This is a genomic window from Klebsiella sp. Q2, from assembly GCF_009900705.1.
GTDB lineage: Bacteria > Pseudomonadota > Gammaproteobacteria > Enterobacterales > Enterobacteriaceae > Klebsiella > Klebsiella quasipneumoniae.
The window spans coordinates 396,529-409,493 of record NZ_JAAABE010000002.1 but is presented as its reverse complement, the minus strand read 5'-3'; the positions used below and the strand labels follow the sequence as shown (position 1 = coordinate 409,493).

Below are 12,965 nucleotides of genomic sequence, written 5' to 3'. Positions count from 1 at the left end.
CTCAGCCTCCGCTTTCCAGCGGGGTCATCGCCGCCCGCGACCATGACGCCTGCACCGTTTGCCCGGTTCGAGGAACGCTCGCCGCCGCCGCGCCGTCGATATTGGCCTGGCTGACCAGCAGCTTGTCGCCATCCGCCAGCCGGAGCTCGATCCGCGTCGCCGCCCCCTGATACTGTACCGCCTGAACCACGCCCTGCACCTGCACCTCCCCGCCGCCCTGCAGGCGAACATGCTCCGGGCGCAGCGACCAGCAGCCCGCCAGGCCGCATAACCGCCGGGCCGCCTCGGCCTCAAAGACGTTGGCGGTGCCGACAAAACCGGCGACAAAGGCGGTCTTCGGATGCAGATAAAGATCCTGCGGGGCGTCCACCTGCTCAATGCGCCCGTTGTTAAACACCGCCACGCGATCGGACATCGACAGCGCTTCGCTCTGGTCGTGGGTAACGAAGATGAAGGTGATCCCCAACGACTGCTGTAGCTTTTTCAGCTCCACCTGCATCTGCTCGCGCAGCTTTAAATCCAGAGCGCCCAGCGGCTCGTCGAGCAGCAGCACCCGCGGCTGGTTCACCAGCGCCCGGGCGATGGCGACCCGCTGCCGCTGACCGCCGGAGAGCTGGGAGGGCTTGCGATGGTGCGCAAAACCGAGGGCCACCTTTTCCAGCGCTTCCTGGGCGCGGGCATGGCGCGCTTTCTTCGCCACGCCTTTGACCATCAGGCCGTAAGCAACATTGTCGAGGATCGACATATGGGGAAACAGCGCATAGTCCTGGAACACGGTATTGACGTCCCGCTGCCAGGGCGGCAGCTCGCTGGCCGGCTGACCGAAGATCCGAATGGTGCCGCCGGAGAGCTGCTCAAAACCGGCAATCAGCCGCAGGCAGGTGGTTTTCCCCGAGCCCGAAGGACCCAGCATCGAGAAAAACTCGCCGTCACGGATGCCAATGCTGACCCCGTCCACTGCCCGTACATCGCCATACAGGCGCGATACATTCTGAAACTCGACCGCGTACGTCATTGTTTGCCTCCGATCCTTAGCGGCCGCCCATTATCGCAATGTAGTCCTGCGTCCAGCGGCTGTAGGGAACGTATTTCCCCCCCTCGGCAATCGGCGTTTTCCAGAAGTGGATGCGGGTAAACTGGTCATAGCCGTTGGTCTCACAGCCTTTCTCTCCGAGCAGCGCGCTGGCTTTACAGCCCTCAGGCACCACCGGCAACGAGCCGAACCAGGCCGCCACATCGCCCTGCACCTTCGGCGTGAGCGACCAGTTCATCCATTTATAGGCGCAGACCGGGTGCTTCGCCTCGCTGTGCAGCATGGTGGTATCCGCCCAGCCGGTCACCCCCTCCTTCGGAAATACGGTGGCGACAGGCTGGCCTTCCGCCTTCAGGCCGTTGGCCTGATAGGGCCACGAGCTGGAGGCGGCCACCCCTTCGTTTTTGAAGTCGTTCATCTGCACGGTGGCGTCATGCCAGTAGCGGTGAATCAGCGGTTGCTGGTCACGCAGCACTTTCAGCACCGCGTTGTACTGGGTTTCGGTCAGCTGATAGGGGTCATCGATCCCGAGCTGTGGTTGGGTGGCTTTGACAAACAGCGCAGCGTCGGCGATATAGATCGGGCCATCATAGGCCTGCACCCGCCCCTGATTGGTTTTGCCATCCGGAAGATCCTGCTTCACGAAGACCACGCTCCAGCTGTCCGGCGGCGTCGGGAATACGCGGGTGTTGTACATCAGCAGATTCGGTCCCCACTGATACGGCGTGCCGTAAACTTTGCCCCCGACGTTAAACCATGCCCCTTGCGCAATGCGCGGGTCGAGAGTGCGCCACCCGGCAATCAGCGCTGTGTTAATCGGTTGAACGCGTTTGCCCATGATCAGACGCAGCGAAGCATCGCCCGAGGCGGTCACCAGATCGTAGCCGCCCTTGGCCATCAGGCTAACCATTTCGTCAGAGGTGGCGGCAGTTTTCACATTAACCTGACAGCCGGTCTCTTTTTCAAACTGGCTGACCCAGTCGTACTGCTTGTCGGTCTGACCGCGTTCGATATACCCCGGCCAGGCAATAATATCCAGCCGCCCTTCCGGTTTATCCAGCGAGGTGAGTGGCTCAGCCGCCTGGACGGTCAGGCAGGCCATCCCCAGCACATAAAGGCTGCAACGGGCCAATTTTTTGCTCATCAGGTGTTACTCCTGTCACAAGGGAATTAGCGGCAGCCGTGCCGTAAAAATATCTCCTGAAATAAGGGTAGTCATCGGATTAACGCCCTCGAGGGAATTTATTCAGGTTGTGACCCGGGACGCATTACGCAAAAATCGCCAACACAAGAATGACTTTATGGATTATAGACAACGAGTTAGAGAAAAAGGAGGGGTATGCATATTTCCTATGGTGAGCGCCGGTAAAATAATGACCGGCCTCGATAAAAAAAACTCTTCGTTTATTTATAGCGATTGGTTATCGCGGCGAAAAATAGCCAAAGCGATCAGGAAAGTTGCTCACGAATTAGTTCCCCCAGCCGCTTCACCCCTTGCTCTTCGCGTTCTCCCCAGCCCCAGGCGGTATTGAAACGGAAAAACGAGGTCCAGCTGGCAGAGGTGGAAAACATTTTTCCCGGAGCGATGCTGATGTGCGACGCCAGCGCCCGGGCGCTCAGCACGCTGGCGTCCGCCCCTTCCGGTAGTTCGATCCACAGAAAATAGCCGCTGTCGCTGTGATGAATAATGACCTCCGGCGGCAGATGGCGCAGCAGCGCCTGCCAGGCCTGCTGTTTACGTTCCGCCAGCTGGCGACGGAGACGGCGCAGGTGGGCGTCGTAGCGTTTGGTCGACAGGTAATCCACCAGGGCTAATTGCATCGGCGAGCTGGTGGAGAGCGTACTCATCAGCTGCAACTGCTGGATCCGCCGCGCCTGTTTCCCGGCAGCCACCCAGCCGATACGAAAGCCGGGCACCAGACATTTTGAAAACGAACTGCAGTGCAGCGTCATATCCTGTTGATCCCAGAACTTCGCCGGCAACGGCTTCTCGCGGCCAAAATAGAGCTCGCTGTAAACATCATCTTCAATCAGCATCACGTTATAGCGCGCCAACAATGCCACCAGCGCCGCTTTTTTTTCGGCGCGGAGGGTGAAGCCGAGCGGGTTCTGACCGTTGGTCATCAGCCAGCAAGCCTTGACCGGATAGTTTTGCAGGGCCGCCTCCAGCGCCGTCAGGTCAATGCCCTCCTTGACGTCGGTAGCCACCGACAGCGCCTTCAGGCGCAGCCGCTCCAGCGCCTGCAGGGCCCCGTAAAAACAGGGATTTTCCACCACCACCCAGTCCCCCGGCTCGGTCACCGCCTGCAGGCTAAGGTTTAACGCCTCCAGCGCTCCGGCGGTAATGACGATCTCGTCGGGCGAGACGTTCATCCCCTGCAGAGCATAGCGCCGGGCAATGGCGTGCCGTAGCTCCGCGTTGCCCGGCGGCAGGTTCTCAATCACGCTCATGGCGGTGGCGGTTTTACTCACCTGCGCCAGCGAACGGTTAAGCTGCTGGAGAGGGAAGAGGCGCGGATCCGGGAAGGCCGAGGCAAAGGGCAGCATTGACGCCTGGCGGCTGGCCTGAAGCACCTCAAAGATGTAAGTATTGATATCAACCGCTTCATCGCGGGTCACCTGGGCAGGCGGCGCCGGCTGACGAAGCTTCACCGGCTGGGGGGCGACGTAATACCCTGACTGTGGTCGGGCGACGATGCGCCCCTGGCTTTCCAGTAGCTGATAGGCATGGCTGACGGTCATAAAGCTCATGCCGCTGCTGATCACCTGCTCGCGCAGCGAGGGGAGCCGATCACCCGGTAACCAGACGCCCAGCGCGATCTGGTCGGTCAACTGCTGCGCCAGCTGTTGATACTTTTTCATTGTTACCCTTTCCTTGCTGCAACCTCCTTTTATCATATATCAGTTGTTATAAATTAACAGTTTTAAGAAACTGTTATGTAAAACAGCGCAACCCTATCGCACAGAAAGCCTCCAGGCCGGAGTTACGCGAAAATTGCCCAAAACAACGTAATTATACCCAACCAAAAAATGAGCATGATACCGAGCGTAATACATAAACTATGTAATCCTTTTTCTGACATGTACATTCCTTTGTATTGATATCCTGAGAATAAAATACAAAGCGCGGTAAAAGACGACAATTTAAAATTATTTAATTCACAATTAACTGCCTCATCTTTTTTACTGTTCCTAATACTAATAAATGAGTTGAGGCAAAACTTTTATGAATAAAGTGGCGACAAGAAATGCTCTTACTGTCGTGCTCTGAGGATATTGTCCAAAAAACCTGAATGGCCATACCCGCCTCAGTTCAGGTCTAAGCCAATTCGTAAGTCTGCGATAATTAAAGGATATATATAATCCATATTTCCCCATGGCCAATAATTTGGTTGTGCTTTCAGGGTTGAATAAAAGGCGCGACTCCCCCGAGGGGCAGTACTGCGCCGAATGTCCCGGAGACAGGCAAAAAGATCATAACAGCCGCTAACTGTTATGCTAAAAAATGGCCCGACTGCCTCTGCCCCCTTGCCACCGCCCTGCCTAAAATTGCGCTGAATCAATTTTGTTGTGGAGTCCTGCATGTTCGGTCTTGATGCATTCCATCTGGCGCGAATTCAATTCGCCTTTACGGTCTCGTTTCATATTATCTTTCCCGCCATCACCATTGGCCTGGCGAGCTACCTGGCGGTTCTCGAAGGCCTGTGGCTGAAAAGCAAAAATCCCACCTGGCGCTCGCTGTACCATTTCTGGTCGAAGATCTTCGCCGTCAACTTCGGTATGGGAGTGGTATCCGGGCTGGTGATGGCCTATCAGTTCGGCACTAACTGGAGCGGTTTCTCGCAGTTCGCGGGCAGCATCACCGGCCCCCTGCTGACCTATGAAGTCCTGACGGCGTTCTTTCTCGAAGCCGGTTTTCTCGGGGTCATGCTCTTCGGCTGGAACCGCGTGGGGCCGGGGCTGCACTTTTTCGCCACCTGCATGGTAGCCCTGGGGACCATCATCTCAACCTTCTGGATCCTCGCCTCCAACAGCTGGATGCAGACTCCGCAGGGATTTGAAATCGTCGATGGCCAGGTAGTGCCCGTCGACTGGCTGGCGGTGATTTTTAACCCGTCGTTCCCCTACCGCTTACTGCACATGACGGTGGCGGCATTTCTCAGCAGCGCGCTGTTCGTCGGCGCCTCGGCGGCCTGGCATCTGCTGCGCGGCAATCAGTCGCCAGCGATCCGCAAGATGTTCTCCATGGCGCTATGGATGACGCTGCTGGTCGCGCCGGTCCAGGCGCTGATCGGCGATATGCATGGCCTGAACACCCTGAAACACCAGCCGGCAAAAATCGCCGCCATTGAGGGCCACTGGGAAAACCCGCCCGGCGAGCCTACGCCATTATTGCTGTTTGGCTGGCCAGATATGGAGCAGGAGCGCACCCGCTACGGGCTTGAGATCCCGGCGCTGGGCAGTCTGATCCTCACCCATAGCCTGGATAAACAGGTGCCGGCGCTGAAGGAGTTCGCCCCAGAGGATCGCCCAAACTCCACCGTGGTGTTCTGGTCATTTCGCCTGATGGCCGGTCTGGGTATGCTGATGCTGCTGCTCGGGGTGCTGGCCCTGTGGCTGCGCCGTGGCGACCGGCTGTACCACTCGCGGCCGTTTCTGCGCTTCGCCCTGTGGATGGGCCCCTCAGGACTGATTGCCATTCTCGCCGGCTGGGTGACCACCGAAGTGGGCCGCCAGCCATGGGTAGTGTATGGCGTTCAGCGCACCGCCGAGGCCGTTTCCGCCCACGGCGATCTGCATATGTCGGTCAGTTTGTTGACCTTTATTGTGGTTTATAGCGCCGTCTTCGGCGTTGGCTACAGCTATATGCTGCGCCTGATCCGCAAGGGGCCGCAGGCGGTGCAACCCGCGACAACCGGTACGCCAGCCCGCCCGCTGTCCGCCGCTACTGAAGGTTATCTGCAGAAGGAGTCCCGCTAATGGGTATCGAATTATCGGTGATCTGGTTCGTGATTATCGTCTTTGCCACGCTGATGTACATCGTCATGGACGGCTTTGATCTGGGCATTGGCATACTGTTCGGCACGGTCCAGGGCAGCACAGAGCGCGACGTGATGGTGAACAGCGTCGCCCCGGTTTGGGATGGCAATGAGACCTGGCTGGTGCTGGGCGGCGCCGGTCTGTTTGGCGCCTTTCCTCTTGCCTACGCGGTGATTATCGACGCCCTGTCGATCCCCCTGACCCTGATGCTGATCGGCCTGATCTTTCGCGGCGTGGCCTTTGAATTTCGCTTCCAGGCCACGCCGTCGCACCGGCCGTTCTGGGATCGCGCCTTTTTCGGCGGTTCCCTGCTGGCAACCTTCAGCCAGGGCGTGGTGGTCGGAGCGGTGATTAATGGTTTTACCGTCAGCGGTCGCGCCTTCAGCGGCGGCATGTTTGACTGGCTGACCCCGTTCAACCTCTTTTGCGGACTCGGGCTGTGCGTGGCTTATGCGCTCCTCGGCGCCACCTGGCTGGTAATGAAGAGCGAAGGCGCGCTGCAGCAGCGGATGCGCAGGGCGTCGCGGCAGATGCTGGTCGCGCTGCTGGGGGTATTTGCCGTCATCAGCCTGTGGACGCCGCTGGCGCACCCGGCGATCGCCGCCCGCTGGTTCAGCCTGCCGAATCTCTATTTCCTGCTGCCGGTGCCGCTGCTGGTGCTCCTGATTAGCGCCTGGCTATGGCGCACGCTACCTCTGCATGACCGCCATGTCTCGCCTTTCACCCTGACGCTGGGCCTGGTGTTTCTCGGCTTTAGCGGACTGGGGATCAGCATCTGGCCGCATATTATTCCGCCGTCGATCACCCTGTGGCAGGCCGCCGCCCCGCCGCAAAGCCAGGGCTTTATGCTGGTGGGCGCGCTGCTGATTATTCCGGTTATTCTTGGCTATACCTGCTGGAGCTATTACGTGTTCCGCGGCAAAGTCCAGCCCGGGGAGGGGTATCATTGATGAAAACCGTCTGGTCCAAACGTCTGCTGTGGCTGATCGCGCTGTGGGGAGGCAGCGTGCTGACGCTGGCCGCCATCAGCCTGCTGTTTCGCCTGCTGATGACCGCTGCAGGTCTTAAGGTTTGAACCGGGATGCAGAGTATTCCGGATCTGGACTTCTCCATCTTGTCTTCACTTTTACCTGCTGAAATACGCGGACACATCAGAATAAAGGATATTGCTATGAAGAAGTTAGCTTTACTCTCCGCCGCGTTGACGCTGGGAATATCGTCATGGGCTTTCGCTGCCGACAACCCGCCGCCGCCGCCAGAAAAAGGCGCGCACCATCAGGGTAAATTGCCGGCGAAAAAGGGCCAACACGACGGTAAGCAAGCGCAACACAGCGGCAAGCAGCCGCAGCATGATGGCAAACAGCCGCAACGAGACGGCAAACAACCGCAGCATGGTGGTAAGCAGCCGCCAAAAGGCGGCGAGCACAGCGGGAAACCACTGCCGCCAAAAGCGTAATCCCTCAGGCCTGGCCTTCTAGGCCAGGCTTTTTTCACCCTCTTTCAGCAGACATTGACAAACCCTTGCCCTTCTTTGATAAACCGGGAAAAAAACCTGCACAGCCCCTGGCATAGTAAGCCCACGCCATTGATTCGCAGAGAAAAGGTATGTTGAGAAGAAGCACGAGTGCCCTGCTGTTGTTGTGCGCGCTATTTTCCGGGCATCTGCTGGCCCACCGTCAGGGGCACGATTACTTTCCGGTACAGGGTCTCGAACAGCAGCTGCTGCATGAGGCGGATAGCGATGAGCTTCGCAGCCGGTGCGAAGAGAACGCCGCCGACCTGCGCGAGCATCACCGCTGGCAGGACGCCCGCAAACCGCGGGCATCACACAGCCAGTAGCGTCGCCGCAGATCAGGCCCCTTTGCGCTTCGGCAGGGTCTTCATCAGCTCGTCAGGGCTAACGGAGGCCACGATGCTCCCCGGATGCGGCATTTTGAGGATATGGTTTTTGATCTTGCCGACCACGTGCATTTCGCACGGACGGCAGTCAAACTTCAGGGTCAACACTTCATCGCCATGGATCAGCTGCATCGGCGTGGCTTTCCAGCTCTTGATGGAGCCTTTCGCCTGTTTCGGACAGAGATTGAAGGCAAAGCGCAGGCAGTGTTTGGTGATCATCACCGGCACATCGCCCTTCTCTTCGTGCGCTTCATAGGCGGCATCAATCAGCTGCACGCCATAGCGCTGGTAGAACGCCCGCGCCTTATGGTTATAGACGTTGGCGAGGAAGGAGAGATGGGTCTCCGGGTAAACCGGGGGCGGCACGGAGACCGGCTTGCGGGTACCGCGCTGCCAGGCGTTGAGACGCGCGTCATCCAGCATTTCGGCGGTTTCACGACGCAGCTGGTTGAGCAGGCTGTTGGGAACAAACAGCGGCGGCAGATTGACCTGCACATCGCGCGCATAATAAATGGTTTGCCCCAGTTTTGTGACACCGTCACGCAGGTTGGTTAGCGCTTTCTCTGCCTGGTTAGCTTCGGCAAACACCCCGTCAAGGGTATGGGTCACGCTGACGCCATCTTCACAGGTCATGGTGAGAACCAGCTGCTCCTGCCAGCCGCTTAGGGTGACGTCTACGGCGATGCGGCGTTCGCTGGAGGTCTTCAGCAGCGCCTGCTGCCAGTTGTGGTCGAGGTTGCGGTTAAGCGCCTGATGCGGACGCACTTTATGCAGATCCGCAGGCATCTCGTTCGGCCACACTCGATAGCGATTTTCGCCAGTTTTTTCCACGGTATTGGCGCGGAAACCCACCACTTCGCGCTTAATCATCACGTTAAGGCCGTCGCCGTTGGTTAACGGTTCGCTAACCTCGACGTCGAGATGGTCTTTACCCACCTTCAGCACTTCGCCCACCGGCAGTCCGATAAATTTTGGCGAATCAAAGGCGCCGATATCGCCTTTACGGGCATTAACGAAGTAGTCGGTGCTGCCGCGGTGGAAGGTTTTATCGGTGGACGGGATAAAGAAATGCTCAGTGCGGCCGGCTGAAGCGCGCGCGAGGTCGCCGCGGTCTTCGATTATGGCGTCCAGCATCTGGCGGTAGTGAGCGGTGATGTTTTTCACGTAGCTCATGTCTTTGTAACGGCCTTCAATTTTGAAGGAGCGTACCCCGGCGTCGATCAGCGCCGCCAGGTTGGCGGTCTGGTCGTTGTCTTTCATCGACAGGAGATGCTTTTCATAGGCCACCACGCGCCCCTGATCGTCCTTCAGGGTATACGGCAGGCGACAGGCCTGCGAGCAGTCGCCGCGGTTGGCGCTGCGTCCGGTCTGGGCGTGGGAAATGTAGCACTGGCCGGAATAGGCCACGCACAGTGCGCCATGGATAAAGAATTCAATGGTGGCGTCAGTATTATCGTAGATGGCTTTGATTTGACTGAGGTTCAGCTCGCGCGCCAGCACGATCTGGCTGAAGCCGGCGTCTGAGAGAAACTTTGCTTTCTCCACGCTACGGATATCGCACTGGGTGCTGGCGTGCAGCTCGATTGGCGGCAGATCCAGCTCCATGATCCCCATATCCTGAACAATCAGCGCATCGACGCCCGCGTCATAGAGATCGGTGATCAGCCGCTGCGCCGGCTCCAGCTCATCGTCATGCAGAATGGTGTTCAGCGTCACAAAGACCTTGGCGCCAAAGCGATGGGCGAAAGGCACCAGCCCGGCGATGTCACTCAGGCTGTTGCTGGCGTTGTGGCGGGCGCCAAAGCCAGGTCCACCGATATAAACGGCGTCAGCGCCGTGAAGGATCGCTTCGCGAGCGATACCGGCGTCGCGGGCAGGACTAAGAAGTTCAAGACGATGATTGTGCAGGCGCATACGCGTGTTGTTATCCAGTATAAGGGGGTCGAAATGGCGGCTATTGTAGTCAGAACCGGGCGCAGACGAAAACCTTTTCCGCCGTCATGGGACGACGAATTTTCAGTTTTCAGCAAAGTATTGAAGGAAAAGATATTTCCTTCAAATCACCGTACCGAGTACTGTCATTACGTATTCCGGATTTTCCTCGTCACGTTGTGAGTGGTTATCATCAGTCATCTTGTCTGGCCGCGGGTTCGCCCGCGGTTTTTTCTTTTGGATAATGGATAAGCGAATGGAAATGAGCCGCCAGGACGCCGCTGTTCCGATAGGCATGCGCCGCATCGCCGGCAAAGCGCCGACCCTCACCCGCCTGCAGCGAGTGCCATTCCCCCTGTAAGCAGAGCTCCAGAGTACCGCTAATCACCACCACATGCTCAATCACCCCTTGTTCATGCGGCGTCGATTCACTCAACGCCCCGGGAGCGAGGGTTATCGAGAAATGATCAAAGCGCAGCTCCGGGTCCCACGGAAAGACCGGGGTTACCACCATCGCCTGCTGCTGCGGGTCAAACGCGGAGGGCGCCACGCTGTCATCCGGAACGATAAATGCCGAAAACGGCACGTTCAGCCCGGTGGCAATCTTCCACAGCGTCGCTACCGTCGGACTCGATTCATTCCGCTCTATCTGCCCGAGCATGGCTTTCGACACCCCGGTCTCTTCCGCCAGACGCGACAGGCTCCAGCCGCGCTGCTGACGCAGATGTTTGAGGGTGGCCGCCAGATGTTGCGCAATATTCATCCTACCTCCTGATTTTTCAGCCCAGAGTATACCCCCATTTGCCTCATTCTACAGGGCGATTAGCGGCATCGCGGGCCGTTTGCGACGAGCACCTCGGTGGCGCTACCCTCACGCCGCGGATAGCTTGTGCGCTATAACGTACAATGATAGAGTAAGCGGACGTTATAACGCACAAGAGAAAACTATGCGCTCGTTTACCGTTCCGCTTCCCACCCTGTTCGCCGGCTTCGTCGCCGTGCTGGTGGGCTACGCCAGTTCTGCCGCCATCATCTGGCAGGCCGCCGCGGCCGCCGGCGCCACGACCGGGCAGATCGCCGGCTGGATGACGGCCCTGGGCCTCGCCATGGGCGTCAGCACCCTCGCGTTGAGCGGCTGGCGAAAAGTGCCGGTGCTCACCGCCTGGTCAACGCCGGGCGCCGCCCTGCTGGTCAGCGGCCTGCAGGGGGTGACCCTCCCCGAGGCGGTGGGGGTATTTATCTTCGCCAATGCGCTGATCGTCCTCTGCGGCGTCACCGGCCTGTTTGCCTGGCTGATGAAAATCATTCCCCATTCGCTGGCCGCCGCGATGCTGGCCGGCATTCTGCTGCGTTTCGGTTTGCAGGCCTTCGCCGGCTTACAGGATCATCTGCTGCTGTGCGGCGGCATGCTCGCCGCCTGGCTTCTGTGTAAGGCGCTGTGGCCCCGCTTCGCCGTGGTGGCCGCGCTGGCTGCGGGGGCGCTGATAGCCGCGGTCTCCGGGGAGGTGGCCAGCACCGCTGTGCCGCTGGCGTTTGTCGCACCGGAATGGATCGCCCCGCAGTTTACCCCGGCGCTGCTGCTCAGCGTCGGCCTGCCGTTCTTCCTCGTCACCATGGCTTCACAGAACGCGCCCGGGTTCGCTACCCTGCAGGCAGCAGGCTATGTCGTACCGGTCTCCGCGCTGATCGTTGTCTGCGGGGGGCTGGCGCTGCTGCTGGCGCCGTTTGGGGTCTACTCCATCTGTATTGCGGCGATCACTGCCGCCATCTGCCAGAGCCCGGAAGCGCACCCGGATCCTCAGCAGCGCTGGCTGGCGGCCATGGCCGCCGGCGGTTTTTATCTGCTGGCCGGTCTGTTCGGGGGATCGATCACTGCGCTGATGTCGGCCCTGCCGACAGCGTGGATCCAGATGCTGGCCGGCCTGGCGCTGCTCGGCACCATCGGCGGTAGCCTGTTTCAGGCGGTACACCAGGCCAGTGAGCGCGACGCGTCGGTGCTGACCTTTCTGATCACCGCCAGCGGGGTGACGCTGGCGGGAATTGGTTCGGCGTTCTGGGGCGTGATGCTCGGCGGAGTGAGCTACGGCGTGTTATCCGCGCTGCGCCGCCCGTAGCTGGGAGGGCGTCAGGCCGGTGGCGGCTTTGACCCGATGGCTGAAATGGCTGGCGGAGCTGAAACCGCATGCCAGAGCGATCTCGGTGAGCGGCAGCGCGCTGTGGCAGATCAGGTTTTGCGCCTTCGCCATTCGCTGCTGCATCACATATTGATGCGGAGCCATATTCAGCGACTGGCGGAACATACGGGCAAAATGAAATTCACTCAGTCCCGCCTGCTGCGCCAGGTCGGCCAGGGTCAACGGCTGATCGAGATGAGCGTCGATCCAGGCCAGCACGTGACGCTTCACCCCTGGCGCCAGTCCTCCGGTGACCGAGGGCAAGCGCCACTGCACTGTGGAATAGTGCTGGATCAGATGGGTGAGCAACAAACTGCTGGCGGCGCTAAGTGTCAGCTGGTTCGCCGGCTGTCGCCAGTCATTAGCCAGCAAAAACTGACGATACACGCTGGTGATTTTGTCATCGCTGGCGAAGGTTTTTTCCTGAAGGGTGAAGTTAGCCGGGCTGCGATCCCACACTTCCTCCCCAACGCGGCGCAGATGCGCATCGGTACAATAGAGATGGACAAACGACAGATCGCCGCGGATATCCCAGACGCTTTCATCGCCTTTCGGCATCAGGCAAAAGCGATCCGGGCCGCCGCCATTCTTCCAGCCGTGCGGCGTCTTTTGATAGCTTTCATAACCATCGGCGATGTACAGGCTTAAGGTATGATGATCGCTGCGCACCGTCACGGTATCGCAGTTGTTATACCACGCGGCCAGTTGAATACCGGAATTCAGCTCCACGGTGCCCTTCAGCACCGCATTCTGTCGCCGTAATGTTTCAAACGTCCCGTAACCCATCGCCTTCACACATCTGTTCTGTCAAGAAAACTCTAGTCTAGGGAGACTGCGATGCGGTTTCCAGTCCTCACCGCCGGCAAAAGACAAATAAGCGCAAGAAT

13 protein-coding genes are annotated in these 12,965 nt (G+C 59.0%); 7 read left to right on the top strand and 6 right to left on the bottom strand.

The genetic code is table 11. From position 1 onward, the window contains the following. Window position 1: 1 nt before the first annotated feature. The 3 genes from GT756_RS09710 to GT756_RS09700 all read right to left on the bottom strand — a co-directional run bounded on the left by GT756_RS09710 (window position 2) and on the right by GT756_RS09700 (window position 3,895). Window positions 2-1,015, bottom strand: a complete 1,014-nt coding sequence (locus GT756_RS09710) for an ABC transporter ATP-binding protein (protein ID WP_004202778.1) — start codon at window positions 1,013-1,015, stop codon at window positions 2-4. Window positions 1,016-1,031: 16 nt separating this feature from the next. Then, window positions 1,032-2,177, bottom strand: a complete 1,146-nt coding sequence (gene ydcS, locus GT756_RS09705; RefSeq protein WP_017900481.1) for a putative ABC transporter substrate-binding protein YdcS — start codon at window positions 2,175-2,177, stop codon at window positions 1,032-1,034. A gap of 305 nt (window positions 2,178-2,482) precedes the next feature. Then, complete coding sequence (locus tag GT756_RS09700) at window positions 2,483-3,895, bottom strand: PLP-dependent aminotransferase family protein (protein ID WP_004202781.1); 1,413 nt, start codon at window positions 3,893-3,895, stop codon at window positions 2,483-2,485. Between the two features lie 720 nt (window positions 3,896-4,615). On the opposite strand from GT756_RS09700, the gene GT756_RS09695 reads away from it, so the two are divergent. The 5 genes from GT756_RS09695 to GT756_RS09675 all read left to right on the top strand — a co-directional run bounded on the left by GT756_RS09695 (window position 4,616) and on the right by GT756_RS09675 (window position 7,912). Then, window positions 4,616-6,013 (top strand): cytochrome ubiquinol oxidase subunit I, encoded by a 1,398-nt coding sequence (locus GT756_RS09695; protein WP_023318407.1) that lies wholly within the window; start codon window positions 4,616-4,618, stop codon window positions 6,011-6,013. After that, entirely contained in the window at window positions 6,013-7,023 is a 1,011-nt protein-coding gene (gene cydB, locus GT756_RS09690; protein ID WP_032456154.1) for a cytochrome d ubiquinol oxidase subunit II, read from the top strand. Before GT756_RS09695 ends, cydB begins: the two co-directional genes overlap by 1 nt. Further along, a complete protein-coding gene (locus tag GT756_RS09685; protein ID WP_004202785.1) occupies window positions 7,023-7,148 on the top strand; it encodes a DUF2474 domain-containing protein in 126 nt (41 codons plus the stop codon). The genes cydB and GT756_RS09685 overlap by 1 nt, the downstream gene beginning before the upstream one ends. A 96-nt stretch (window positions 7,149-7,244) precedes the next feature. Further along, on the top strand, window positions 7,245-7,529 hold the full coding sequence (locus GT756_RS09680; RefSeq protein ID WP_160124729.1) for a hypothetical protein: 285 nt from the start codon (window positions 7,245-7,247) through the stop codon (window positions 7,527-7,529). A 149-nt stretch (window positions 7,530-7,678) separates the two neighbouring features. Further along, window positions 7,679-7,912 carry a DUF2554 family protein gene (locus GT756_RS09675; protein WP_017900476.1) on the top strand — a complete coding sequence of 78 codons (234 nt, stop codon included), beginning with the start codon at window positions 7,679-7,681 and terminating at the stop codon, window positions 7,910-7,912. A gap of 12 nt (window positions 7,913-7,924) precedes the next feature. Here the strand turns inward: GT756_RS09675 and GT756_RS09670 are convergent, their stop codons facing one another. Continuing rightward, window positions 7,925-9,886, bottom strand: a complete 1,962-nt coding sequence (locus GT756_RS09670; protein WP_004202789.1) for a U32 family peptidase — start codon at window positions 9,884-9,886, stop codon at window positions 7,925-7,927. Between the two features lie 33 nt (window positions 9,887-9,919). On the opposite strand from GT756_RS09670, the gene GT756_RS09665 reads away from it, so the two are divergent. Then, window positions 9,920-10,087, top strand: coding sequence for a hypothetical protein (locus GT756_RS09665; RefSeq protein WP_032425876.1), 168 nt, complete (start codon window positions 9,920-9,922; stop codon window positions 10,085-10,087). 10 nt (window positions 10,088-10,097) lie between these two features. Here GT756_RS09665 and GT756_RS09660 read toward each other — a convergent pair whose 3' ends face one another. Next, window positions 10,098-10,667: a helix-turn-helix domain-containing protein gene (locus GT756_RS09660; protein WP_004202791.1), complete on the bottom strand. Its 570-nt coding sequence runs from the start codon at window positions 10,665-10,667 to the stop codon at window positions 10,098-10,100. A gap of 184 nt (window positions 10,668-10,851) precedes the next feature. Here GT756_RS09660 and GT756_RS09655 point away from each other — a divergent pair, with 184 nt between their 5' ends. Continuing rightward, window positions 10,852-12,018, top strand: coding sequence for a benzoate/H(+) symporter BenE family transporter (locus tag GT756_RS09655; RefSeq protein ID WP_160124728.1), 1,167 nt, complete (start codon window positions 10,852-10,854; stop codon window positions 12,016-12,018). Here GT756_RS09655 and GT756_RS09650 read toward each other — a convergent pair. Next, window positions 11,995-12,864 (bottom strand): helix-turn-helix domain-containing protein, encoded by an 870-nt coding sequence (locus GT756_RS09650; protein WP_004202793.1) that lies wholly within the window; start codon window positions 12,862-12,864, stop codon window positions 11,995-11,997. The genes GT756_RS09655 and GT756_RS09650 overlap by 24 nt on opposite strands. Between the last annotated feature and the right edge of the window lie 101 nt (window positions 12,865-12,965).

Excerpts from the sequence above, each read along its gene's own strand:
- GT756_RS09710 (WP_004202778.1), bottom strand. The coding sequence starts at position 1,015 with ATGACGTACGCGGTCGAGTTTCAGAATGTATCGCGCCTGTATGGCGAT.
- ydcS (WP_017900481.1), bottom strand. The coding sequence starts at position 2,177 with ATGAGCAAAAAATTGGCCCGTTGCAGCCTTTATGTGCTGGGGATGGCC.
- GT756_RS09700 (WP_004202781.1), bottom strand. The coding sequence starts at position 3,895 with ATGAAAAAGTATCAACAGCTGGCGCAGCAGTTGACCGACCAGATCGCG.
- GT756_RS09695 (WP_023318407.1), top strand. The coding sequence starts at position 4,616 with ATGTTCGGTCTTGATGCATTCCATCTGGCGCGAATTCAATTCGCCTTT.
- cydB (WP_032456154.1), top strand. The coding sequence starts at position 6,013 with ATGGGTATCGAATTATCGGTGATCTGGTTCGTGATTATCGTCTTTGCC.
- GT756_RS09685 (WP_004202785.1), top strand. The coding sequence starts at position 7,023 with ATGAAAACCGTCTGGTCCAAACGTCTGCTGTGGCTGATCGCGCTGTGG.
- GT756_RS09680 (WP_160124729.1), top strand. The coding sequence starts at position 7,245 with ATGAAGAAGTTAGCTTTACTCTCCGCCGCGTTGACGCTGGGAATATCG.
- GT756_RS09675 (WP_017900476.1), top strand. The coding sequence starts at position 7,679 with ATGTTGAGAAGAAGCACGAGTGCCCTGCTGTTGTTGTGCGCGCTATTT.
- GT756_RS09670 (WP_004202789.1), bottom strand. The coding sequence starts at position 9,886 with ATGCGCCTGCACAATCATCGTCTTGAACTTCTTAGTCCTGCCCGCGAC.
- GT756_RS09665 (WP_032425876.1), top strand. The coding sequence starts at position 9,920 with ATGGCGGCTATTGTAGTCAGAACCGGGCGCAGACGAAAACCTTTTCCG.
- GT756_RS09660 (WP_004202791.1), bottom strand. The coding sequence starts at position 10,667 with ATGAATATTGCGCAACATCTGGCGGCCACCCTCAAACATCTGCGTCAG.
- GT756_RS09655 (WP_160124728.1), top strand. The coding sequence starts at position 10,852 with ATGCGCTCGTTTACCGTTCCGCTTCCCACCCTGTTCGCCGGCTTCGTC.
- GT756_RS09650 (WP_004202793.1), bottom strand. The coding sequence starts at position 12,864 with ATGGGTTACGGGACGTTTGAAACATTACGGCGACAGAATGCGGTGCTG.